General features: G+C 37.8%; 23 protein-coding genes. 21 read left to right on the top strand and 2 right to left on the bottom strand.

What is annotated here, in order from left to right:
- Positions 1-25 precede the first annotated feature (25 nt).
- The 13 genes from A3IA_RS0100385 (at position 26) to A3IA_RS0100325 (ending at position 13,327) form a co-directional block, all read left to right on the top strand.
- Positions 26-442, top strand: a complete 417-nt coding sequence (locus A3IA_RS0100385) for a Spx/MgsR family RNA polymerase-binding regulatory protein (RefSeq protein WP_018379386.1) — start codon at positions 26-28, stop codon at positions 440-442.
- Complete coding sequence (locus A3IA_RS0100380; protein WP_018379385.1) at positions 432-713, top strand: UPF0223 family protein; 282 nt, start codon at positions 432-434, stop codon at positions 711-713. The genes A3IA_RS0100385 and A3IA_RS0100380 overlap by 11 nt, the downstream gene beginning before the upstream one ends.
- Positions 703-1,461 (top strand): inositol monophosphatase family protein, encoded by a 759-nt coding sequence (locus A3IA_RS0100375; RefSeq protein WP_018379384.1) that lies wholly within the window; start codon positions 703-705, stop codon positions 1,459-1,461. The genes A3IA_RS0100380 and A3IA_RS0100375 overlap by 11 nt, the downstream gene beginning before the upstream one ends.
- A gap of 427 nt (positions 1,462-1,888) precedes the next feature.
- Positions 1,889-3,214, top strand: coding sequence for an RsmF rRNA methyltransferase first C-terminal domain-containing protein (locus A3IA_RS0100370; protein ID WP_026217474.1), 1,326 nt, complete (start codon positions 1,889-1,891; stop codon positions 3,212-3,214).
- Between the two features lie 140 nt (positions 3,215-3,354).
- Positions 3,355-4,221 carry a phosphate ABC transporter substrate-binding protein PstS gene (locus A3IA_RS0100365; protein ID WP_018379382.1) on the top strand — a complete coding sequence of 289 codons (867 nt, stop codon included), beginning with the start codon at positions 3,355-3,357 and terminating at the stop codon, positions 4,219-4,221.
- Positions 4,222-4,231: 10 nt separating this feature from the next.
- A complete protein-coding gene (gene pstC / locus A3IA_RS0100360) occupies positions 4,232-5,167 on the top strand; it encodes a phosphate ABC transporter permease subunit PstC (protein ID WP_018379381.1) in 936 nt (311 codons plus the stop codon).
- Positions 5,157-6,044 (top strand): phosphate ABC transporter permease PstA, encoded by an 888-nt coding sequence (gene pstA / locus A3IA_RS0100355; protein WP_018379380.1) that lies wholly within the window; start codon positions 5,157-5,159, stop codon positions 6,042-6,044. Before pstC ends, pstA begins: the two co-directional genes overlap by 11 nt.
- Positions 6,045-6,056: 12 nt before the next feature.
- Positions 6,057-6,860: a phosphate ABC transporter ATP-binding protein PstB gene (pstB, locus tag A3IA_RS0100350; RefSeq protein ID WP_018379379.1), complete on the top strand. Its 804-nt coding sequence runs from the start codon at positions 6,057-6,059 to the stop codon at positions 6,858-6,860.
- A gap of 12 nt (positions 6,861-6,872) precedes the next feature.
- The gene (gene pstB / locus A3IA_RS0100345) at positions 6,873-7,631 is read left to right on the top strand and encodes a phosphate ABC transporter ATP-binding protein PstB (RefSeq protein ID WP_018379378.1); all 759 of its coding nucleotides are present in this window, start codon (positions 6,873-6,875) and stop codon (positions 7,629-7,631) included.
- Positions 7,632-7,656: 25 nt separating this feature from the next.
- Complete coding sequence (phoU, locus tag A3IA_RS0100340) at positions 7,657-8,310, top strand: phosphate signaling complex protein PhoU (protein ID WP_018379377.1); 654 nt, start codon at positions 7,657-7,659, stop codon at positions 8,308-8,310.
- 138 nt (positions 8,311-8,448) lie between these two features.
- Positions 8,449-10,983: a M1 family metallopeptidase gene (locus A3IA_RS0100335; protein ID WP_018379376.1), complete on the top strand. Its 2,535-nt coding sequence runs from the start codon at positions 8,449-8,451 to the stop codon at positions 10,981-10,983.
- A 372-nt stretch (positions 10,984-11,355) separates the two neighbouring features.
- Positions 11,356-12,027, top strand: a complete 672-nt coding sequence (locus A3IA_RS0100330) for a response regulator transcription factor (protein WP_018379375.1) — start codon at positions 11,356-11,358, stop codon at positions 12,025-12,027.
- Positions 12,020-13,327 (top strand): sensor histidine kinase, encoded by a 1,308-nt coding sequence (locus tag A3IA_RS0100325; RefSeq protein WP_018379374.1) that lies wholly within the window; start codon positions 12,020-12,022, stop codon positions 13,325-13,327. Before A3IA_RS0100330 ends, A3IA_RS0100325 begins: the two co-directional genes overlap by 8 nt.
- Positions 13,328-13,644: 317 nt before the next feature.
- Here the strand turns inward: A3IA_RS0100325 and rpsT are convergent, their stop codons facing one another.
- Entirely contained in the window at positions 13,645-13,893 is a 249-nt protein-coding gene (rpsT, locus tag A3IA_RS0100320; protein ID WP_018379373.1) for a 30S ribosomal protein S20, read from the bottom strand.
- A gap of 52 nt (positions 13,894-13,945) precedes the next feature.
- Positions 13,946-14,866 carry a type I pantothenate kinase gene (gene coaA, locus A3IA_RS0100315; RefSeq protein ID WP_018379372.1) on the bottom strand — a complete coding sequence of 307 codons (921 nt, stop codon included), beginning with the start codon at positions 14,864-14,866 and terminating at the stop codon, positions 13,946-13,948.
- Between the two features lie 126 nt (positions 14,867-14,992).
- On the opposite strand from coaA, the gene A3IA_RS0100310 reads away from it, so the two are divergent.
- The 8 genes from A3IA_RS0100310 to A3IA_RS0100275 all read left to right on the top strand — a co-directional run bounded on the left by A3IA_RS0100310 (position 14,993) and on the right by A3IA_RS0100275 (position 22,704).
- Entirely contained in the window at positions 14,993-15,583 is a 591-nt protein-coding gene (locus A3IA_RS0100310; RefSeq protein WP_018379371.1) for a class I SAM-dependent methyltransferase, read from the top strand.
- Positions 15,580-16,857: a pyrimidine-nucleoside phosphorylase gene (locus tag A3IA_RS0100305; RefSeq protein ID WP_018379370.1), complete on the top strand. Its 1,278-nt coding sequence runs from the start codon at positions 15,580-15,582 to the stop codon at positions 16,855-16,857. The genes A3IA_RS0100310 and A3IA_RS0100305 overlap by 4 nt, the downstream gene beginning before the upstream one ends.
- 12 nt (positions 16,858-16,869) lie before the next feature.
- The gene (gene deoC / locus A3IA_RS0100300) at positions 16,870-17,532 is read left to right on the top strand and encodes a deoxyribose-phosphate aldolase (protein ID WP_018379369.1); all 663 of its coding nucleotides are present in this window, start codon (positions 16,870-16,872) and stop codon (positions 17,530-17,532) included.
- A complete protein-coding gene (locus A3IA_RS0100295) occupies positions 17,519-17,908 on the top strand; it encodes a cytidine deaminase (RefSeq protein ID WP_018379368.1) in 390 nt (129 codons plus the stop codon). Before deoC ends, A3IA_RS0100295 begins: the two co-directional genes overlap by 14 nt.
- A gap of 73 nt (positions 17,909-17,981) precedes the next feature.
- On the top strand, positions 17,982-19,031 hold the full coding sequence (locus A3IA_RS0100290) for a BMP family lipoprotein (RefSeq protein ID WP_018379367.1): 1,050 nt from the start codon (positions 17,982-17,984) through the stop codon (positions 19,029-19,031).
- Between the two features lie 127 nt (positions 19,032-19,158).
- On the top strand, positions 19,159-20,691 hold the full coding sequence (locus A3IA_RS0100285; protein ID WP_018379366.1) for an ABC transporter ATP-binding protein: 1,533 nt from the start codon (positions 19,159-19,161) through the stop codon (positions 20,689-20,691).
- A complete protein-coding gene (locus A3IA_RS0100280) occupies positions 20,684-21,745 on the top strand; it encodes an ABC transporter permease (RefSeq protein ID WP_018379365.1) in 1,062 nt (353 codons plus the stop codon). Before A3IA_RS0100285 ends, A3IA_RS0100280 begins: the two co-directional genes overlap by 8 nt.
- Before the next feature lie 2 nt (positions 21,746-21,747).
- Complete coding sequence (locus tag A3IA_RS0100275) at positions 21,748-22,704, top strand: ABC transporter permease (RefSeq protein WP_018379364.1); 957 nt, start codon at positions 21,748-21,750, stop codon at positions 22,702-22,704.
- Positions 22,705-23,068: the final 364 nt, after the last annotated feature.

Genomic DNA, 23,068 nt, shown 5'->3' with positions numbered 1-23,068 from the left:
AGTAGATTGATTAATGAGGCGGTATATGATTACTTTATTTTTATCACCAAGTTGTACTAGTTGTCGTAAAGCGCGTGCTTGGTTAGAAAAACATGACGTTGAATACGAAGAACACAACATTATTACAAGTCCTCTGACTCAAGAAGGCTTAATGTCTATCTTGTCATTCACTGAGAATGGTACGGAAGACATTATTTCAACACGCTCTAAAGTTTTTCAAAAATTAGATGTAGATGTGGATGATTTATCAATTTCGGAGTTGATTGAACTCATCGCTTCAAATCCTAGTCTTTTACGCCGACCAATTATCATGGACGCAAAACGCATGCAGATTGGCTTTAACGAGGATGAAATCCGTGCATTTCTCCCTCGTGACTATCGCAAACAAGAATTGCGTCAAGCGACTATCCGTGCTGAAATCGAGGGAAGACATGCCCAATAACAATTATTCATACCCACTTGATTTATCCTGGAGTACTGAAGAAATGACTTCAGTGCTTCATTTTTTTAATCAGGTGGAGAAAGCTTACGAGAGTAAGGTCGATGGGAAAGTATTACTAGAAGCTTATAAGGATTTTAAAAAAGTAGTTCCTTCAAAAGGTGAGGAAAAACGTTTGGATAAAGACTTTGAGCGAGTGAGTGGCTACTCAACATATCGAACGGTTCAAGCAGCAAAATCACAATCTGAAGGGTGGGTGAAGCTTGGAAAGTAAATTTTTATTTGCAAAATCCCTGATTAAAGAAGCTGGTTTGTTTATTAAGGAAGCCATGAATCAGGATTTTGATATAGAAGAAAAAGCTGATGAAACTGACTTGGTCACCAGTTTAGACAAGCAATGTCAGGGACTAATGATTAAATCTATCCTAAAAGCCTATCCAGATGATTATTTTCTAGCAGAAGAAGATGATGTTACCCATCCGATTTCTGAAGGGAATGTTTGGGTTCTTGATCCGATTGACGGTACTGTTAATTTTATTGCACAACAAGATAATTTTGCCATTATGATTGCCTATTACGAAAATGGAGTTGGTCAGTTTGGCTTGATTTTGGATGTCATGCAGGATGTTCTTTACTCAGGTGGTGGGCAATTTGATGTCTATGCCAATGATATAAAGCTTGAAAGCTATCAACATCGTTCTTTTAAGCGTAGCCTAGTTGGCGTCAACGCTCAAATGTATTTAGAAAATACTAACGGTCTTCGAGAATTCACCAAAACTGTTCTTGGCGTACGCGTCTATGGTGGTGCAGGTATCAGTATGGCTCAAGTCATGTCTGGAAAACTTCTAGCTTATTTCTCTAATATTGCTCCTTGGGATTATGCAGCTGCAGCAATTATGGGTGAGAGACTGGGTTATTGTTTATTGACAGTAACGGGCCAGAAAGTTGATTTTAAAAATCGACAAAAGGTGATGTTTGTTCCAAAAGAAGAATTGCCAGTTATTCAAAAACTGGTCCATTAAAAAAGATTAAGAAAGTGAAGCACTGAGGGCTTCAACATAGAAGACAAAGTCCTTAGAATTAAGGTTCTAAGGGCTTTTTGATATGCTTAGGAATACCATATCAGAAAAAGAGTTTGTGAGGTATCGTATGTTTTATAAAGAAAAGCCAGACTATAGTCAAATGAATTAACTTTCAGACAAGGAACAGAAAAAGACGCAGAACAGTACTTAACACTCTTCGAAAATCAAAAATAGATGTTATTGACTTGATTTGATGAACACCAGTTCTATCTGCTATCTGTGTCGCTTAGTCTCCTTTTGATTGTCATTGAGTATAGGTAGGACAAGTCGAAAGTGACCGTGTGTCAACGTTAATTCAAAAGACTATGTCATTGCAATCAGCATGATTTTTGTAGGTCAATAGTTAGGAATTTGTTATAATATGTCTATGGAATTACCACAAGATTTTATCAATAAATACCAAGGTATACTTGGAAATGAGGCTCAGCCTTTTTTTGCGTCGTTTGACGAAACTGCTATCTCAGGTTTTCGAACGAATCCTTTAAAAGAACAACAAGTTACGTTTGATGAACCGATACCTGATACGCCGTGGGGGCATTACGGAAAAATATCTGGAAAGTCTGTTGAACACGTAACCGGATTGGTGTACTCACAGGAGCCGGCTGCTCAGATGGTTGGTCAAGTTGCCAGTCCTAAACCCGGTATGAAGGTTCTAGATTTAGCAGCTGCTCCCGGAGGGAAAACAACGCACTTATTAAGTTATTTGAACAACACTGGTCTTTTAATCAGCAATGAGATAAATACCAAGCGAAGTAAGATTCTGGCTGAGAACATTGAACGATTTGGTGCAAGGAATGTCGTTGTAACTAATGAATCAGCGGAACGATTGGCGAAAGTGTTTCCAAATTATTTTGACTTGATTGTTTTTGATGGGCCATGTTCTGGTGAAGGAATGTTTCGAAAAGATCCAGATGCGATGGCTTACTGGCATGAAGATTATCCAAATGAATTAGCCGACTTACAGAAAACTATTTTATCTGAGGCTATAACAATGCTAGCACCAGGAGGCGAGCTGGTCTATTCAACATGTACATGGTCACCAGAGGAAAATGAAGATGTTGTTTCTTGGCTTTTGGAAAGTTTTGATTATTTAGAACTCATTCCGATTAGACCAATCAACGGTATGACTGACAGCGAATTGGTTCCAGGAACTGTGCGCATGTACCCTCATCGGTTTAAAGGGGAGGGACAATTTATCGCTAAATTCAAAAATCTACGAAGCCAGTCAGGTAGCCCGAAAACAAAAAATAAGAAAAAAACAAGAGCAAGCTCTTTAACTAAAAATCAAGCCGAACTTTGGAATCACTTTTCAAATGAACACTTGGCTATTGACCTAGCCGGTTCTTACGAAACTTTTGGTGATCACCTTTATCTTCTGCCAGCTGGTCTACCCGACTTATCTAAAATAAGAATCGCTAGAAATGGTCTTCATTTGGGAACATTCAAGAAGAAGAGATTTGAACCGTCTTTTGCTTTAGGAATAGCTTTAAAGCCATCTGAGGTAGTACAGAATATAGAAATTACTATAGAACAGTTTTTGATTTATGTTTCTGGAAATCAAGTGATTTTAAATCAGAATTACCCCAACGGATGGTATCAAATCGTCGTAAATGGGAATGGTTTAGGATTTGCTAAGGTTGTTGGAAATCAGTTGAAAAACTATTACCCAAAAGGTTTACGATTTCAAGCATAACTGTTATTGAATACAATTTGATTCAAAAAGAAAGTCAGTTGATAGACTTCTTGATATAATAATTGTGTGAGTTGTCAGACAATATCAGAATGACAATTCACTGACATGTCAAATTGATTTCGCTTTTCGGAGGAAAGAAAATGAAAAAGAAAAAGCTACTCACACTTGTGGGAGTGCTTGCTGCAGTATTATTGTTCCTTTCTGGTTGTGCCAGATGGATTGATAAGGGGGAAACGTCAACAGCAGTTGGTTCGACCGCCTTGCAGCCACTTGTGGAAGCCGCGTCTGATGAGTTTAGTAAGCAAAATATTGGTAAAACTATCAATGTTCAAGGTGGTGGTTCTGGTACAGGACTTTCTCAAGTTCAATCAGGTGCCGTCCAAATTGGCAATAGTGATTTGTTTGCGGAGGAAAAAGATGGCATTGATGCCTCTAAGCTAGTCGATCATCGTGTAGCTGTTGCAGGTCTCGCTGTTATTGTTAACAAAGAAGTTTCAGTCGATAATCTTACCACAGAACAGCTACGTGATATTTTTTCTGGAAAAATTTCCAATTGGAAGGAAGTTGGGGGAAAAGATTTAGATATTTCTATTATTAACCGTGCGGCTAGCTCAGGTTCACGTGCAACATTTGATAGTGTTATTATGGGTGATACCAACGCCAAAAAGAGTCAAGAACAGGACTCAAATGGTATGGTTAAATCCATTGTTTCTCAAACGCCTGGAGCAATTTCATATCTAGCATTTGCCTATTTAGATGACAGTGTTAAAACGATGAAACTTAATGGTTTTGAACCGTCTCCTAAAAACGTGGCTTCAAATGATTGGCCAATCTGGTCATATGAACATATGTATACAAAAGGTGAGCCAAAGGCTCTAACGAAAGAATTTTTAGACTTCATGATGTCTGAAGAAGTTCAGTCAAATATCGTTGCTGGAATGGGATACATTTCTATTAACGATATGAAAGTTGAGAAAACTGCTGATGGTAAAGTCTCACCAAAATAAAGGAGTAGAAATGAAGAATCAGGAATTGGCTAAGAAATTAGTCGCACCTTCAAAAAACTCTCGTCTTGAGAAGTTTGGTAAGACCATTACTTTTCTATGTCTTGCTTTAATTGTTTTTATCGTTGCGATGATTTTGATTTTCGTCGCTCAAAAAGGTCTTTCAACATTCTTTGTTGACAAAATCAATGTCTTTAAATTTTTATTTGGTTCAGACTGGCAACCCGGTGTGAAAGGTCCAGATGGTAAACCCCTCATGGGGGCACTACCGATGATTATGGGATCTTTTATCGTTACCATCTTGTCAGCATTGGTTGCAACCCCCTTTGCTATCGGAGCAGCAGTCTTTATGACGGAAGTTTCTCCTAAGTATGGTAGTAAAATCCTTCAACCAACCGTTGAATTATTGGTTGGTATTCCTTCTGTCGTTTATGGATTTATTGGTTTGCAAATTGTTGTACCTTTCGTTCGCTCCATCTTTGGAGGAACTGGATTTGGTATCTTGTCAGGAGTGTTTGTTCTTTTTGTTATGATTCTCCCAACCGTTACTTTCATGACAACTGACAGTCTTCGTGCAGTGCCTCGCCACTATCGTGAAGCAAGTATGGCTATGGGAGCAACACGTTGGCAAACCATTTGGCGTGTCGTTTTAAATGCGGCTCGTCCGGGGATTTTTACAGCGGTCATCTTCGGAATGGCTCGTGCTTTTGGTGAAGCACTAGCTATCCAAATGGTTGTTGGTAACTCTGCTGTTGTTCCAACGTCATTGACGACACCAGCAGCAACTCTGACATCAGTTTTGACAATGGGAATCGGTAATACCGTTATGGGAACAGTTCAAAATAATGTTCTCTGGTCACTTGCCTTGGTCTTGCTCTTTATGAGTCTTGCCTTCAACACCCTCGTTAAATTCATCACAAGAGAGAGAAAGAGAAACTATGAACGCTAAAAAAATGGATAAATTAGCAACTGGTGTTCTCTACACCATTGCAGCGATTATCGTCGCAATCTTGGCATCGCTCATCCTCTTTATTTTGGTTCGCGGTTTGCCTCATGTCAGCTGGTCCTTCTTGACTGGCAAATCTTCTTCGTATGAAGCAGGTGGTGGTATTGGAATTCAACTTTACAATTCGTTATTCCTATTGGTTACAACCTTGATTATTTCAGTTCCTTTGTCAATGGGTGCAGGAATTTATCTTGCGGAATACGCTAAAAAAGGTCGTTTGACAAACTTTATTCGTACCTGTATCGAAATTTTGTCATCATTACCATCAGTCGTTGTTGGCTTATTTGGTTATTTGATCTTCGTTGTGCAGTTTGAATATGGCTTTTCAATTATTTCCGGTGCCCTTGCTTTAACTGTCTTTAACCTTCCACAAATGACGCGTACCGTTGAAGATAGCCTTCGTACGGTTCATCATACACAACGTGAGGCTGGTCTAGCGCTAGGCTTATCACGCTGGGAAACTGTTTTGCATGTTGTTGTTCCAGAAGCATTACCAGGTATTGTGACAGGTATTGTCTTAGCCTCAGGGCGTATTTTTGGGGAAGCGGCAGCCTTGATTTACACAGCGGGTCAGTCAGCACCAGCCCTAGATTGGTCAAACTGGAATCCTCTCAGTGTAACCAGCCCGATCTCACCTTTCCGTCAGTCTGAGACCTTAGCTGTTCATATCTGGAAGGTTAACAGTGAAGGAACAATTCCAGATGGAACTCTTGTTTCTGCAGGGTCAGCAGCAGTCTTATTAATCTTTATTTTGATTTTCAACTTATCTGCTCGCTTTATTGGTAAGAAATTACACGAAAAACTAACATCAGCAACCTAATAAGGAGTTCATATGCCTGAGTATAATTGGGATGAAAGACATATCATTACTTTCCCTGAGGATAATCTCATTTTATCAACCAATGACTTGCATGTTTATTATGGTAAAAATGAAGCTATCAAAGGAATTGATATGCAATTCGAAAAAAATAAAATTACAGCCTTGATTGGTCCATCAGGATGTGGTAAATCAACCTTCTTGCGTAGTTTAAATCGTATGAATGATACCATTGATATTGCCAAAGTTACTGGTGAAATCATGTATCAAGGCATTGATGTCAACGCACCAGAAATCAATGTTTACGAAATGCGTAAGCATATTGGGATGGTTTTCCAGCGCCCCAACCCATTTGCAAAATCTATTTACAATAACATCACCTTTGCACATGAACGTGCTGGTGTTAAAGACAAGAAAGTCCTTGATGAGATTGTTGAAACTTCTTTGCGACAAGTAGGGCTCTGGGATAAGGTGAAAGATGACCTTCATAAATCAGCCTTTACACTTTCTGGTGGTCAGCAACAACGTTTGTGCATTGCTCGTGCTATTTCGGTAAAACCGGAGATTCTTTTGATGGATGAGCCTGCGTCAAATTTGGACCCAATTGCAACCATGCAACTGGAAGAAACCATGTTTGAATTGAAGAAAAATTACTCAATCATTATCGTAACGCACAACATGCAACAAGCTGCACGTGCGAGTGATTATACAGCCTTTTTCTATCTAGGTGACTTGATTGAATATGATAAAACAAAAAACATTTTCCAAAATGCTAAGTTACAGTCAACAAGTGATTATGTTTCAGGACGTTTTGGATAGGAAGGAGAACGAATGACAAACCCAATTTTACAAGTCCGCGATTTGTCGGTCTATTATGAAAAGAAAAAAGCTTTGAATAGTGTGTCACTCGATATTTTTCCAAACGAAATCACAACCCTAATCGGACCATCGGGTTCTGGTAAGTCTACCCTTCTTAGAGCAATTAACCGCATGGGAGACTTGAATCCAGAATGGTCTCTAACAGGCTCTATCAGTTACAATGGACATAATATCTATAGCCCTAGGACAGATACTGTAGATTTGCGTAAAGAAATTGGCATGGTGTTTCAACAACCGAATCCCTTTCCAATGTCAATTTACGAAAATGTTGTTTATGGTTTACGTATCAAGGGGATAAAAGACAAAGCAGTTCTTGATGAGGCCGTTGAAAAATCTTTGATTGGTGCGTCAATCTGGAACGAAGTCAAAGATCGTCTTAATGATTCTGCACTTGGTTTATCTGGTGGGCAACAGCAGCGTGTTTGTGTTGCGCGTGTGTTGGCAACTAGTCCACGTATCATTCTCTTAGATGAGCCGACATCAGCCTTGGATCCTATTTCAGCAGGGAAAATCGAAGAGACCTTATACGGACTTAAAAAAGATTATACAATGGTTGTTGTGACACGTTCAATGCAGCAAGCATCACGTATTTCAGATCGCACAGGTTTCTTCCTTGATGGTAATTTAATTGAATTTGAAGATACTAAGACCATGTTTATGAAACCAAAACATAAAGAAACAGAAGACTATATTACTGGTAAATTTGGATAATCCAAATCAATGAAAGAGGTAGCCTATGTTACGTACACAATTTGAAGAAGAATTAGATAAACTACACAATCAATTTTATGCTATGGGAACAGAAGTCTTGGCGCAGATTAATAAAAGTGTTCGTGCTTTTGTTAGCCATGACCGTGACTTAGCTCAAGAAGTGATTGATGAAGATGAAGTGGTTAACAATTATGAAACAAAACTTGAAAAAAAATCACTTGAAATCATTGCCTTGCAACATCCAGTCTCACAAGACTTACGAACGGTTATTACTGTTTTAAAAGCTTCTAACGACGTTGAGCGTATGGGTGACCATGCTTCATCTATTGCTAAAGCAACCATCCGAATGAAGGGTGAAGAGCGTGTTCCTCAAGTAGAAGCAGAAATTAGCAAGATGGGCAAGGCTGTTAAACGCATGTTAGAAGATGCTCTCAATGCTTATATCAGTGGTGATGAAGCCACTGCACGTGAAGTTGCTGTTAAAGACGAAGAAATTGATGAGTATTTCAGAGAGATTCAGCATCAAGCGGTAGAAAGTATTAGGGAAAACCCTGAAGCAGCTTTTGCTGGTAAAGAATATTTCCAAGTTCTCATGTATTTAGAGCGTATTGGTGATTATGCTCGCAATATTTGTGAGTGGGTAGTCTACCTTAAAACTGGCAAGATTATCGAATTATAAATCACTTTATGATATAATTAAGGGTGTTGGATTCAACATCCTTTTCTTTTTATTTGCTTGTTATGATTAATCCTGAGGGATAATCTAACCAATTAAAAAGTTACTTAGGGAAATTCCCAGCTAATATTAAGGAGTATTATGAAAGTAGTTGAGCACTTGATTGAAACGTTTATTCCAGAAAACTATAATCTATTTCTTGATTTAAATCGTCAGGAAAAACAATTTTCAGGTAATGTTGCTATCACAGGAGAAGCACTAGACAATCAGATTGCCTTGCATCAAAAAGAGTTGCACATCGAATCTGTAAAACTAGATAATGAAACACTTACTTTTGAGGTTGACCACGAAAACGAATGTGTCCGTATTGACTCACCTGATACAGGTATTATGACGCTTGTCATTGAATTTTCGGGTAAAATCACTGACAACATGACTGGTATTTACCCTTCTTATTACACTGAAAATGGTGTGAAAAAAGAAGTTATTTCAACACAGTTTGAAAGTCATTTTGCTCGAGAAGCTTTCCCATGTATTGACGAACCTGAGGCGAAAGCGACATTTGATTTATCATTAAAATTTGACCAAGAAGAAGGGGAGATTGCCCTTTCTAACATGCCTGAGTCAAATCCAGAACTTCGTCAAGAAACAGGTGTCTGGAGCTTTGAAACAACACCAAGAATGTCTTCTTATTTGTTGGCTTTCGGTTTTGGGGACTTGCAAGGAAAAACACAAAAATCTAAAAATGGTACTGAAGTAGGAGTCTTTTCAACCAAAGCCCATCCTTTAAAATCACTTGATTTCGCACTGGATATTGCTGTTCGCGTCATTGACTTCTATGAAGATTATTTTGGCGTAGCTTACCCAATTCCATTGTCATACCATCTAGCGCTTCCTGATTTCTCCGCAGGAGCTATGGAGAACTGGGGACTTGTTACTTACCGTGAAGTTTACCTTTTGGTGGATGAAAATTCTACGGTAGCAAGTCGTCAACAGGTTGCCCTTGTCGTTGCCCATGAGCTGGCTCACCAATGGTTCGGTAACCTTGTAACCATGAAATGGTGGGATGATTTATGGTTAAACGAAAGTTTTGCCAACATGATGGAATACGTTTCTATTGATGCTATTGAACCCTCATGGAATATTTTTGAAGATTTCCAAACAAATGGTGTACCACATGCCCTCAAGCGTGATGCAACCGATGGTGTTCAATCAGTACACGTCGAAGTAAGTCACCCAGATGAAATCAATACCCTGTTTGATTCGGCTATTGTCTACGCAAAAGGTAGTCGTCTCATGCACATGTTGCGTCGTTGGCTTGGTGATGATGCCTTTGCAGCTGGTTTAAATGCCTACTTTAAGAAACATCAGTATCAAAATACAATAGGTTATGACTTATGGAGAGCCCTATCAGATGCTTCTGGTAAGGATGTTGCTGGCTTTATGAATTCTTGGCTTGAGCAACCAGGTTACCCAGTTGTGACAGTATCTGTTGAAGATGATAACTTAGTTCTCAGTCAAGAACAATTCTTTATCGGTGAAGGTGAAAAAGTTGGTCGTTTATGGCAGGTTCCGCTTAACAGCAATTGGACTGGTCTCCCAGATACACTGACTGAAGCACGCCTAGTCATTCCAAATTATAGCCAATTAGCTGCGCAAAACGAGGGCGCCCTTCGTTTAAATACTGAGAATACAGCTCATTATATTTCAAATTATAAAGGTCAAGTTTTAGAGGCAGTTCTTAATGATTTGAATGGTTTAGATGCTACAAGTCAACTGCAAGTAACCGAAGAACGTCGTTTATTAGCTGAAGGTGGCAAAATTTCTTATGCTGAGTTAGTTCCTCTCATCGAACGATTAGCAAAAGCAGACTCATACATGGTTATCTCTGCAATCAATTCTGTTTTGAACGGTCTTGATAAGTTTATTAATGAAAACAGTGAAGAAGAGGCTGCGAAACACGACTTGATTCGTCGGATTTTCCATGATAAATTTGAACGCTTAGGCTTCCTTCCAAAACCAGGAGAAACTGATGAGGACGAAATGGTTCGTCAATTAGTTTTAGCACAGTTGATTGAAGCGCGTGATACAGAAGTAACAGTGGAAGCTAGTCGATTATTTGGACAGTATCGCGATGATTTAGAGAAAATTCCTGCATCCATTCGTACGGTACTACTAGTCAATGAATTCAAATCGGCTGAAACCGCTGAACTTTTAAAAGAATATATTGACTATTACGTTAATACCAATGATGGAACCTTCAAACGTCAATTGTCTCAAGCTATTGCCAATACTAAGAGTGACGAAAATCTTTCAACTATTTTAGGTTTCTTAAAAGATAAAGATGTCATCAAACCACAAGATTTGTCATCTTGGTACGGTGCTCTTTTAAGTCACAGATTCAGCCAAGCTACAGTATGGAATTGGTCAAAAGATAACTGGGACTGGATAAAAGCAGTTCTTGGTGGTGATATGAGTTTCGATGCTTTTGTCATTATTCCTTCTCACTTATTCAAAACAGCAGAAGCCTTTGAGGAATATAAAGCGTTCTTTGAACCTCAGTTAGATGACATGGCAATTAGCCGTAATATCACTATGGGAATAAAAGAAATCTCAGCTCGACTTGATCTAATCAGTAAAGAGAAAGAAGCAATTTCAAACGCTCTTTTGCAATAAGTCAAACTCAGTCTATCTAACTAAGAAGCGGATCTAACACAGTGAAATCCTGATGTTGGATTCGTTTTTTATAAACCAAAATGGGGTAAATGAAGAGACTTTAGCTTTAGTTAAGCATACTAAATTATAATAATGAAAATGTTAGAATAATAGTGACATATCATTATTAATGACTCACGCCATACGCATGAAACAGATATTTCTGAATTATAGTAAAGATGATACTTATCTCAAGAAAATTGAAATATTGAAATTTAGAAAACTTCTTTTTCATGCTAAAAAACTTTCATGTGTTTGTCGTGACTAATGACTTATTAGGTGGCTTAGCTAGTAATATTTAGGTATAATGTAAGGACAAAGGAGAAATGCTTTATGATAAAATTACTCTTGGTTGAAGATGACTTGAGTTTATCCAATTCAGTGTTTGATTTTCTGGATGATTTTGCGGATGTGATGCAAGTTTTCGATGGGGACGAAGGTCTTTACGAAGCCGAATCTGGTGTTTATGATCTTATCTTATTAGACCTCATGCTTCCTGAAAAGAATGGCTTTCAGGTTTTGAAAGAACTGCGAGAAAAAGGAATCACAACGCCAGTTCTCATCATGACAGCTAAAGAAAGTCTAGATGATAAAGGTCATGGGTTTGAGCTAGGTGCTGATGATTATTTAACAAAACCATTTTATCTTGAAGAGTTGAAAATGCGCATTCAGGCACTGTTGAAACGTTCTGGGAAGCTAACAAACAATACACTTGTCTACGGAGATATTAGTGTTGACACTTCTATCAATAGTGTTACCGTTAATGGGGAAAATGTAGAACTTTTAGGAAAAGAATTTGAGTTATTAATGTATTTCCTACAAAATCAAAACGTTATTTTACCTAAAACACAAATTTTTGATCGCCTTTGGGGTTTTGACAGTGATACCACCATTTCAGTTGTTGAAGTTTACGTTTCAAAAATTCGTAAAAAATTAAAAGGCACAAGCTTTGCAGAAAACTTACAAACGCTAAGAAGTGTTGGCTACATTTTAAAAGATGCATAAATATATACAACAAAAAATACATTCGGACAATTTTAGTCCATTTATTCATTTCACAGCCGTTTTCACAGCGATTTTCTTTATCATGACGATTATAATCCTTCAGATTATGCGTCTTGGGCTGTATTCATCAACGGATAGTAGTTTAAAGCAGGCTAGAAATGTCACTTCAACTTATATTGATATGACCATGTTGCGTACCTACTCTTTTACGTCAGTTGAAAATGGTATTGATATTACGATTGATCCTATTAAAATTAAGCCTGATGATAATTTAGTAGCGGCATTAGATGTGATTGTTTATGACAAATATGGAAATATCCTAAATACGCTTGATGCCTATTCTAAATTTTCAAAAGTGACTTTGAAAAAATCACAGTTAAATACCATTGTTAAGCGCAAACTTTTAAACGCTTATGGACATCCTGAAAACTATCGTAGTGTTACCCTAGAAATCTCAGAACCTGCCTATCCTCAAGCTAAATATATCAGCTTTTTAGCCAGTACAAGGCAATTAGATGAAGCCTACGATCGCTATGTCAAAGTAGTGGTGACAGTTATGATGATTTTTTGGTTCATATCTGTTATCACTAGTGTTTATTTGGCAAAATGGAGTCGTAAACCTATCATTGCCAGCTATGAGAAACAAAAAAGTTTTGTTGAAAACGCCAGTCATGAATTAAGAACACCACTTACAGTTCTACAAAATCGCCTGGAAAACTTATTTAGGAAGCCAAATGATACCATTTTGGACCATAGTGAAAACATAGCGGCAAGTCTCGATGAAGTTAGAAACATGAGACTATTAACGACAAATCTTTTGAATCTGGCAAGAAGAGATGATGGTATCCATCCTGAAATAGAAGAGTTGGCGCCTTCTTTTTTCGATGATATTTTCAATAATTATCAACTGATTGCCGAAGAAAACGGTAAGAAATTGCAACCAACTAATCAGATAAGCCGTCCGATAAAATCAGATAAAACTTTGATGAAGCAGTTGGTGACAATCTTATTTGATAATGCTTTAAAATATACTGATGATGATGGCATCATAGCTATTTCAGTAGAAAATAAAGGGCGCCGATTGTTACTAAAAGTATCCGATAACGGTCCAGGTATATCTGATAATGATAAACAAAAAATTTTTGATCGATTTTATCGGGTTGACAAGGCGAGAACAAGACAGTCTGGAGGGTTTGGATTGGGGTTATCATTGGCTAAACAAATTGTTGATGCTCTTGGAGGAGAAATTTCTGTCAAGGATAATTCGCCCAAAGGCACCATCTTCGAAGTTCTTATATAGTCAAATGAATTAACTTTTAAACAAGGAACAGAAAAGACACAGAACAGTACTTGACACTCTTCGAAAATCAAAAGCAGACCTTATTGACTTGATTTGATGAACTTCAATTCTATCTGCTATCTGTGTTGTCTAGTCTGCTTTTGATTTTCATTGAGGATGAGTACAGCAAATCGAAAGTGACCATGTATCAAAGTTAATGCAAAAGCCTATAAATCGAAAGCTAAGTGCTATCTAGGTACTTAGTTTTTTTGTAGTCGGCAATAGAAGTTTTAGATAAACAAAAAGAGTCGTCATTTGACGACTCGATTCTAGATTGATTAACCAAGTTTTGCAGCAAGACGCGCTTTATCACGGCTAGCTTTGTTTGCATGGATCAAACCTTTTGATTTTGCTTTATCGATGCTTGAAGAAGCAGCGCGGAAAAGCTCTTCAGTTGGATTTGCTTCAAAAGCTTTAACTGCAGAACGCATAGCTGATTTTTGTGCTGAGTTTTTTTCGTTACGTTTAACGTTGAGTTCAGCGCGTTTGATAGCTGATTTAATATTTGCCAAAGTATTCACCTCCATATTTACTAACTCTATTATTATATAAGAAAATGATGGCTTTGACAAGCCTTTATCACTTTTTGAGGTAAATTTCATCGATTTTATGATTGTGAGATTTATGCAAGATAATATCTGCGCGATTACGTGATGGTTCGATATAATTTTTTAAGTTGAGAAGATTGATGTTTTTCCATGTGGTTTTTGCAATATCTAATGCTTCGTGATTGCTCAATTGCGTGAAACGGTAATAGTAGTTATCTTTATCTTCTTTAGCAATTAAGAGCAGTTGTGAGAAACGCTCCAAATACCATTCTTCGATATGTTCAACGTTTGCATCAATATAAATGGAAAAATCAAAATAATCAGCCATATAAAGGCGTTCATTTTGAGGATTCTGAAAAACATTGATACCTTCGACAATTAAGAAATCTGGCGCAGCAAGAGACAGCGTCTGATCGGGGACAATGTCATAAATTTCATGGGAATAAATAGGAATATCAACTGTTCCGCCATTTTTAACACTATCCAAAAAGTGAAGAAGTCGAGGCATGTCGTATGATTCTGGAAAACCTTTTCGATTAAGAATTCCTTTATCAATCAAGGTCTTATTAGGGAATAAGAACCCATCAGTTGTAACCAATTCTACTTTGCTTCTTGGATAAGTCCGACTTAATAATAATTGTAGTAACCGACTTGTAGTGGATTTACCAACAGCCACGGATCCAGAAACACCGATAATAAACGGGCGCTGATTGGGCTCATCTTGTAAGAAAAGACTTTTAGAAAAAGCTAGGTCGTCAATGCTTTTTTTGTAAATCTTGATGAGATTGATTAGTGGAAGGTAAATATCTTTAACATCCCCTAAATCAATTTTGTCATTTAAACTTCTGAGTGCCTCAAGCTCTTCAGAGGTGAGTAGTGCAGGTGTATGGCGATGAAGTTGTTGCCAATCCTGTCTAGAAATATTTTTAAAATTGATTAAATCATGAATCATAATATAAACTCCTGCCCAACATTATAACAATAAAAAAGAAAAATGAAAACAGTTTCAAAAAAACTAGTACAAAAGGAAAAACTATGATAAAATAAATAACACAGAAGCGAATAGAAAAGAGAAAAAATGGCAAACATGTATTACGAGGAAAATCCTAATAGCAGTCATGATATTCAAGAGTTGAAAGTGACACTTTTAGGAAAAAATTTCCGCTTTAAGACTGATGCAGGTGTCTTCTCAAAGAAAATGATAGATTTCGGAAGTCAAGTATTATTAAACACACTGGACTTTGAAGCTGGTGATAGCTTGTTGGATCTGGGTTGTGGCTATGGTCCACTTGGCATTGCCTTAACTAAAGTTCAAGGCGTGAAAGCTACCATGATAGATATTAATAATCGTGCGCTTGATTTAGCAAAAGAAAATGCTCAAGCAAACAAGGTAGACGTAGAGATTTATCAGTCTAACATCTTTGAGAAAGTCACTGGAAATTTTGACCATATCATTTCTAATCCCCCCATCCGTGCTGGTAAAGAGGTTGTTCATACGATTTTGGAAGAATCTTTTGACCATCTCAATGAAGGTGGAGATTTGACAATTGTTATTCAAAAAAAACAGGGTGCTCCGAGTGCCAAGGCGAAAATGGAAAAAGTCTTTGGTAATGTTGACACTCTGAAAAAGGATAAAGGCTATTACATTTTAAGGAGTGTCAAAGAATGAGAGCAGTAGATTTAATCCAAAAAAAACGCGATGGGCTTGAACTCACAACTGAAGAAATTAGTTGGTTAATTGATGGCTACGCATCTGGTCAAGTTCCAGATTACCAAATGGCAGCATGGGCGATGGCAGTTTACTTCAAAGGGATGTCAACTCGTGAAACTAGTGATTTAACAATGGCTATGGTAGCTACTGGTGATCAAATTGATCTCTCCGCTATTGAAGGTATCAAGACAGACAAACATTCAACTGGCGGTGTAGGAGATAAAGTTACCTTGATTTTGGCGCCTTTAGTAGCTAGTTTTGATGTTCCTGTCGCTAAGATGAGTGGTCGAGGATTGGGTCACACTGGAGGAACTCTTGATAAACTAGAGTCTATTAAAGGCTATCAAATTGAAAGATCACAAGACGAGTTTATCAAGCAAGTTCAAGAGATTGGCATATCAGTCATCGGACAATCTGATCAATTGGTTCGTGCGGATAAATTGCTCTATGCCCTTAGGGATGTGACAGCTACCGTAGATATTATTCCTTTGATTGCAAGTTCTGTTATGAGTAAGAAAATCGCTGCAGGTTCAGATGCAATCTTACTTGATGTTACAGTCGGCGAAGGTGCTTTCATGAAGACAATTGAGGAAGCAGAAGTATTGGCTGAAACAATGGTTGCCTTAGGAAAGGCTGTCGGTCGTAAAACGGTTGCGGTTATTACTGATATGAGTCAACCAGTTGGGCAAGCAATAGGAAATCGTTTGGAGGTGCTGGAAGCACTTGAGATTATGAAAGGGCAAGGCCGTGCTGATGTGACGCATTTCATCTGTGAACTTGCTCAAATCATGCTCAGCTTAGCTGGAAAAGACGTTGATTTGGAAACTATTTACGACCACTTGGTCAATGGCAAAGCACTGACAAAATTTGAAGAAATGGTAGCCGCACAAGGTGGTGATTTAACTGATTTACACCGTCAATCTTCAGCTGAGTTTATTACTGATATAAAAGCAGACAAGGATGGTTTTATCGAAGCATTACCTGCATTAGAATTTGGATTATTCGCTATGAGATTAGGAGCAGGGCGTGCAGTAAAAACCGACTCTCTGGATTATGAAAGCGGTATAGTGTTCGTGAAAAAAGTTGGTGATAGTGTTAGCAAGGACGAAATCGTCGCAAAAATCTATTCAAACCAAAAATTAACTGAAAATCTGCTTACAGAATTCAAAAAAAATGTTAAAATAGGTATGATCGAAAATCAACCTAAAGAAATTGTAAAAATTATATCTTAGGAGATATGTAGAATGAAAGTAAATCGTTTGATTGACCACACTCTATTAAAACCAGAAAGCACACAAGAGCAAGTTGATAAACTTATTGCAGAAGCAAAAGAGTATGAATTTGCAAGTGTTTGTGTTAACCCAACCTGGGTCAAGTATGCCAGTGAAAAATTAAAAAGTACACCAGTTAAAGTTTGTACTGTAATCGGTTTTCCTCTGGGAGCAAACACCAGTGACACAAAAGCTTTTGAAACTAAAAATGCCATCGAAAATGGTGCCGATGAGATTGATATGGTTATCAATATTGGTGCAGCTAAAGATGGAAACTTTGATTTAGTAGAGTCAGATATTGCAGCTGTTGTCCAAGCAAGTGGTGATAAGCTTGTCAAGGTCATCATTGAAACATGTCTTTTATCAGATGATGAAAAAGTTAAAGCATGTAAGGCTGCAGTTTCAGCAGGAGCGGATTTTGTCAAAACCTCAACTGGATTTTCAACTGGTGGAGCAAATGTGCATGATGTTGCTCTAATGCGTAGCACAGTGGGACCAGATATTGGTGTTAAAGCTTCAGGTGGTACTCGTTCTCTTGAAGATGTTAAACAGTTTGTTGAAGCGGGAGCTACTCGAATTGGAACATCATCTGGTGTTGCGATTGTCCAAGGAGAGTTAGCTGATGGAAACTATTGATCTCATCACTTTAGCTAAAGAAGCTAGCAAAAACGCTTATGTTCCCTATTCACACTTTCCAATTGGAGCGGCTGTTTTAACGAAATCAGGCCAAGTTTTTCAAGGATGTAATATCGAAAACATCAGTTTTGGATTATGTAATTGTGGAGAGCGTACAGCTATTTTTAAAGCAGTTTCAGAAGGTTATCGCGAGCTGGAAGCAATAGCCGTTTATGGTACAACAAAAGAGCCAGTTTCGCCTTGTGGCGCTTGTCGTCAAGTTATGGTTGAGTTTTTCGAACCGACCTCTAAAGTTATCTTAATTTCACAAAATGGTAAGACAGTCGAGATGACAGTCGAAGAGTTACTTCCATACTCTTTCACAGATTTAGATTAATCTGTTTATTGTTGACCTTTTTGGTTATTAGCTCGCAACTTAGTTGCAATATTTTTTAGGAGGATTCATTAAGATGAATAAAAAGATTGTTGGTATTGGTCTTGCATCAGTAGCTGTGCTTACTCTTGCTGCATGTGGAAATCGTGGTGGTTCAAAATCAGGCGGAGATGATGCTAAACTTAAAGTTGCTATGGTAACTGATACTGGTGGTGTTGATGACAAATCATTTAACCAATCAGCTTGGGAAGGACTTCAAGCTTGGGGGAAAGACAATGGTTTGAAGAAAGGTAAAGGATTTGACTATTTCCAATCAACTAGTGAATCTGATTACGCTAATAACTTAGATACAGCTATTTCAAGTGGTTATCAACTTGTTTTTGGTATTGGATTTGCTCTTCATGATGCTATCGAAAAGACTGCTAATGATAATCCAGATACAAACTTTGTAATCATCGATGACGTCATCGAAGGAAAAGATAACGTTGCAAGTGCAACATTTGCTGATAACGAAGCTGCTTATTTAGCAGGTATTGCTGCTGCTAAAACAACTAAAACTAAAAAAGTTGGTTTTGTAGGTGGTATGGAATCAGATGTTATCACTCGTTTTGAAAAAGGTTTTGAAGCAGGTGTAAAATCAGTTGATGATTCGATTGAAATTAAAGTAGACTATGCAGGTTCATTTGGTGATGCAGCAAAAGGTAAAACCATTGCTGCTGCCCAATACGCAGGTGGCGCAGATATTGTCTACCAAGTTGCTGGGGGAACAGGTGTTGGTGTCTTCAGTGAAGCAAAATCACTTAACGAAGGCAAAAAAGAATCTGAAAAAGTTTGGGTTATTGGAGTTGACCGTGACCAAAAAGACGAAGGTAAATACACTTCAAAAGATGGAAAAGAGTCTAACTTTGTTTTAGCTTCTACACTTAAAGAAGTTGGTAAAACAGTTGAACTTATTTCAGGTCAAGCCCAAGATAACAAGTTCCCTGGCGGTGATGTAACAGTTTATGGTCTTAAAGACGGCGGTGTAGATATTGCTACAACAAATGTTGATGAGGCAACTGTTAAAGAAATCGAAAAAGCCAAAGAACAAATTAAATCAGGTGAAATTAAAGTACCTAAAAAATAAGTCTTGAAAAGGGCGACCTTGGTCGGTCGTCTTTTTTTGAACTGAGATTTTATATCTCAGTAAAGTCCATCACCATTAGCATGGTTGATTTTAGTGAAATATAACTTCCATTGAAAGGAAACACCTTATGGCACAGAATGTCATTGAAATGAGAGGAATTACCAAAATTTTTGGTGATTTTGTCGCAAATGATAACATCAATTTGAATTTGCGAAAAGGCGAAATCCATGCCCTTCTAGGGGAAAATGGAGCGGGTAAGTCAACATTGATGAATATGTTGGCAGGTCTTTTAGAACCTACAAGTGGGGAGATTGTTGTTAATGGTCAATCTGTATCTATCGATTCACCATCAAAATCATCTCACCTTGGTATCGGAATGGTTCACCAACACTTTATGCTCGTTGAAGCATTTACCGTTGCTGAAAACATCATTCTAGGAAATGAAACCACTTCAGGCGCATCACTTGATATGAAGAAGGCTCATAAAGAAATTATGGAGCTATCTGAGCAGTATGGTCTTGCTGTTAACCCTAAGGCAAAGGTTGCTGATATTTCTGTCGGAGCTCAACAACGTGTTGAAATCTTAAAAACCTTGTACCGTGGTGCTGATATTCTTATTTTTGATGAACCAACGGCTGTTTTAACGCCTGCAGAGATTGCTGAGCTGATGGTAATCATGAAAAATCTGACTAAAGAAGGAAAATCAATTATTTTGATTACTCATAAGTTGGATGAAATTCGTGCAGTAGCTGATCGTGTAACTGTTATTCGTCGTGGTAAAAGTATTGAAACAGTCGAAGTTGGCGATACTACTTCACAAGAACTAGCGGAGATGATGGTTGGTCGTTCAGTATCATTTACGACAGCTAAAGAACCATCTGTACCTGGTGACGTTGTGTTGTCCATTGAAAGTTTGGTTGTTAATGAAAATCGTGGCGTTCCAGCTGTCAAGGACCTGTCTCTTGAGGTAAGAGCAGGTGAAGTAGTTGGAATAGCTGGTATCGATGGAAACGGTCAAAGTGAGCTAATTCAGGCTATCACAGGCTTGCGTAAGGTAAAATCTGGTCGTATTACAATTAAAGGACAAGATGCTACTAAAATGTCTTCTCGTAAAATCACTGAACTAAGTGTAGCTCATGTTCCTGAAGACCGCCATAGAGACGGTTTAGTATTGGATATGACCTTGGCTGAGAATTTTGCTTTGCAGACATACTACAAAGAACCATTAAGTAAAAATGGTGTATTGAATTACAACAAAATTAATGAATATGCCCAAAAATTGATGACTGAGTTTGATGTTCGTGGTGCCAGTGAATTAGTTCCTGCAAGAGGATTTTCGGGAGGAAATCAACAAAAAGCAATCATTGCTCGTGAGATTGATCGCGATCCAGATCTCTTAATTGTTAGTCAACCAACTCGAGGACTTGACGTTGGAGCTATTGAATACATTCGTAAGCGTATCATTGAAGAACGTACTAATGGCAAAGCAGTCTTAGTTGTCAGTTTTGAACTTGATGAAATTTTGGACTTATCTGATAGAATTGCTGTTATTCACGATGGTAAAATTCAAGGTGTTGTAACCCCGGCAACAACTAGCAAGCAAGAACTAGGTGTTCTTATGGCTGGAGGTACTATTGAGAAGGAGGAGAGTCATGTCTAAAAAAATGCAACACATTGCCGTTCCGCTTATCTCTGTTATTTTGGGACTGGTTTTGGGAGCAATCATCATGCTCATCTCTGGCTACGATCCTATATGGGGATATGAAGGCTTGTTTCAAATTGCCTTTGGCAGTGTGAAAAATATCGGTGAAATTTTCCGAGCCATGGGACCTTTAGTCCTCATCGCTCTTGGATTTACCGTTGCGAGTCGAGCAGGTTTTTTCAATATTGGTCTATCAGGTCAAGCCTATGCTGGATGGATTGCCGCAGGCTGGTTCGCCCTATCACATCCCGACTTACCACGTCCAATAATGATTTTAATGACTATCATTATTGCAGTTCTAGCTGGTGGTATTGTTGGTGCAATTCCTGGTTTTTTACGCGCCTATCTTGGTACTAGTGAAGTTATCGTGACAATCATGATGAACTATATCATTTTGTTTGGGGGAAATGCTGTTATCCAACGTGTTTTCTCAAAAGATATTATGAGAACAACAGATTCATCGATTTATGTTAGTCAAAATGCAACTTATCAGTCACACTGGCTAGGTGCTTTAACCAATAATTCACGCTTAAACATTGGAATTTTCTTTGCATTGATTGCAGTTGTTGTTATCTGGTTTTTACTCAATAAAACAATTCTTGGTTTTGAAATTCGTTCAGTTGGTCTAAACCCTCATGCAAGTGAGTATGCGGGTATGTCGGCTAAACGTACCATTATCTTGTCAATGATTATTTCAGGAGCTCTCGCTGGTCTCGGAGGTGTTGTTGAAGGGTTGGGAACATTTGAAAATGTCTATGTCCAAAGTAGTTCTCTAGCCATTGGTTTCGATGGTATGGCGGTTAGTCTCTTAGCATCAAACAATCCAATTGGAATTATCTTCGCAGCCTTCTTATTTGCTGTCCTTAACGTTGGTGCACCCGGCATGAATATTGCTGGTATTCCACCAGAGCTAGTTAAGGTTGTGACAGCTTCTATTATCTTTTTTGTCGGTGCTCATTATCTTATCGAACGATTCATTAAACCTAAAAAACAAGTGAAAGGTGGTAACTAATCATGAGTTTGATGACAATGTTGACTTTATTGGTTAGCTCAATGCTAATTTATGCAACACCTCTCATTTTGACAAGTATCGGTGGAACCTTCTCTGAACGTTCTGGTGTTGTCAATGTTGGTCTGGAAGGTATCATGGTAATGGGTGCTTTCTCTGGTATTATATTTAATTTAGGATTTTCAGATGTTTTAGGAAAAGCAACGCCTTGGGTTGCAACAATCGTAGGTGGTCTAGTTGGGGTTTTATTCTCATTGATTCATGCGGTTGCGACAGTTAATTTCCGAGCTGACCACATTGTTAGTGGTACCGTACTTAATTTGATGGCTCCTGCCCTATCTGTTTTCTTGGTTAAAGTATTGTATGGAAAAGGACAGACAGATAATATTTCCAGAGCATTTGGTAAGTTTGATTTTCCAGTCTTGTCGCAAATTCCTATTATTGGCGATATTTTCTTCAAAGGCACTAGTTTGGTAGCTTATATAGCTATTATTATTTCATTCCTTTCATGGTATATTTTGTATAAGACAAAATTTGGTCTTCGTTTGCGTTCTGTAGGGGAACATCCTCAAGCTGCTGATACCTTAGGAATTAATGTTTACCGTATGAAATATTATGGTGTCATGATTTCAGGTTTTCTTGGGGGAATGGGAGGAGCAGTATATGCTCAATCCATCTCAGTTAACTTTGCGGGAACAACGATTCTTGGTCCTGGATTTATCGCTTTGGCGGCCATGATTTTTGGTAAATGGAACCCAGTAGGTGCCATGCTATCAAGTCTCTTCTTTGGTGTTTCTCAGAGTTTGGCTGTTATTGGTAATCAGTTGCCATTTTTATCAAAAATTCCAACAGTTTATCTTCAAATTGCACCATATGTTCTTACAATTATTGTTTTGGCAGCTTTCTTTGGGCAAGCAGTTGGTCCGAAAGCTGGTGGTAAAAATTACATCAAGTCAAAATAAGTTTATTAAGAGAGAAGATTTTCTCTCTTTTTCTTTTGTTAAGATTCTTAATTTTGTAGGCTAAACGCATGACGAAAGTTTCGGTTTCAGAGAACATATTTTCATAAAAAATATAGTTTTTATGGTGAAAATTTGTTATAATAGTGATGAAAATGAGAGATTACTTATGCGATAATGTAAATTTTGTGAAAGTATTTTTAAAAATGCACGCAATCAGAAAATGTTTTCATGTATTTTCTTCCTACATTTATCGTATTAATTTTACAGTGAAAACTGGTCAGGGGATTCTCTTTTTGATATAATAGAAACCGTTATCATACACATGCATACATGCATTTTGTTTGTGATTTAACGAGCAAATAAA

Source organism: Streptococcus thoraltensis DSM 12221 (assembly GCF_000380145.1).
Classification (GTDB): Bacteria; Bacillota; Bacilli; order Lactobacillales; family Streptococcaceae; genus Streptococcus; species Streptococcus thoraltensis.
The sequence above is the reverse complement of the archived record's forward strand: the minus strand, read 5'-3'. Positions and strand labels throughout refer to the sequence as shown.

What these genes read in the sequence shown, in the direction of transcription:
- phoU (WP_018379377.1), top strand. Translation starts at nt 7,657, where the DNA reads ATGTTACGTACACAATTTGAAGAAGAATTAGATAAACTACACAATCAA.
- A3IA_RS0100370 (WP_026217474.1), top strand. Translation starts at nt 1,889, where the DNA reads ATGGAATTACCACAAGATTTTATCAATAAATACCAAGGTATACTTGGA.
- A3IA_RS0100325 (WP_018379374.1), top strand. Translation starts at nt 12,020, where the DNA reads ATGCATAAATATATACAACAAAAAATACATTCGGACAATTTTAGTCCA.
- pstA (WP_018379380.1), top strand. Translation starts at nt 5,157, where the DNA reads ATGAACGCTAAAAAAATGGATAAATTAGCAACTGGTGTTCTCTACACC.
- A3IA_RS0100295 (WP_018379368.1), top strand. Translation starts at nt 17,519, where the DNA reads ATGGAAACTATTGATCTCATCACTTTAGCTAAAGAAGCTAGCAAAAAC.
- A3IA_RS0100330 (WP_018379375.1), top strand. Translation starts at nt 11,356, where the DNA reads ATGATAAAATTACTCTTGGTTGAAGATGACTTGAGTTTATCCAATTCA.
- A3IA_RS0100335 (WP_018379376.1), top strand. Translation starts at nt 8,449, where the DNA reads ATGAAAGTAGTTGAGCACTTGATTGAAACGTTTATTCCAGAAAACTAT.
- A3IA_RS0100285 (WP_018379366.1), top strand. Translation starts at nt 19,159, where the DNA reads ATGGCACAGAATGTCATTGAAATGAGAGGAATTACCAAAATTTTTGGT.
- A3IA_RS0100380 (WP_018379385.1), top strand. Translation starts at nt 432, where the DNA reads ATGCCCAATAACAATTATTCATACCCACTTGATTTATCCTGGAGTACT.
- A3IA_RS0100280 (WP_018379365.1), top strand. Translation starts at nt 20,684, where the DNA reads ATGTCTAAAAAAATGCAACACATTGCCGTTCCGCTTATCTCTGTTATT.
- rpsT (WP_018379373.1), bottom strand. Translation starts at nt 13,893, where the DNA reads ATGGAGGTGAATACTTTGGCAAATATTAAATCAGCTATCAAACGCGCT.
- pstB (WP_018379379.1), top strand. Translation starts at nt 6,057, where the DNA reads ATGCCTGAGTATAATTGGGATGAAAGACATATCATTACTTTCCCTGAG.
- A3IA_RS0100290 (WP_018379367.1), top strand. Translation starts at nt 17,982, where the DNA reads ATGAATAAAAAGATTGTTGGTATTGGTCTTGCATCAGTAGCTGTGCTT.
- deoC (WP_018379369.1), top strand. Translation starts at nt 16,870, where the DNA reads ATGAAAGTAAATCGTTTGATTGACCACACTCTATTAAAACCAGAAAGC.
- pstC (WP_018379381.1), top strand. Translation starts at nt 4,232, where the DNA reads ATGAAGAATCAGGAATTGGCTAAGAAATTAGTCGCACCTTCAAAAAAC.
- pstB (WP_018379378.1), top strand. Translation starts at nt 6,873, where the DNA reads ATGACAAACCCAATTTTACAAGTCCGCGATTTGTCGGTCTATTATGAA.
- coaA (WP_018379372.1), bottom strand. Translation starts at nt 14,866, where the DNA reads ATGATTCATGATTTAATCAATTTTAAAAATATTTCTAGACAGGATTGG.
- A3IA_RS0100310 (WP_018379371.1), top strand. Translation starts at nt 14,993, where the DNA reads ATGGCAAACATGTATTACGAGGAAAATCCTAATAGCAGTCATGATATT.
- A3IA_RS0100385 (WP_018379386.1), top strand. Translation starts at nt 26, where the DNA reads ATGATTACTTTATTTTTATCACCAAGTTGTACTAGTTGTCGTAAAGCG.
- A3IA_RS0100365 (WP_018379382.1), top strand. Translation starts at nt 3,355, where the DNA reads ATGAAAAAGAAAAAGCTACTCACACTTGTGGGAGTGCTTGCTGCAGTA.
- A3IA_RS0100275 (WP_018379364.1), top strand. Translation starts at nt 21,748, where the DNA reads ATGAGTTTGATGACAATGTTGACTTTATTGGTTAGCTCAATGCTAATT.
- A3IA_RS0100305 (WP_018379370.1), top strand. Translation starts at nt 15,580, where the DNA reads ATGAGAGCAGTAGATTTAATCCAAAAAAAACGCGATGGGCTTGAACTC.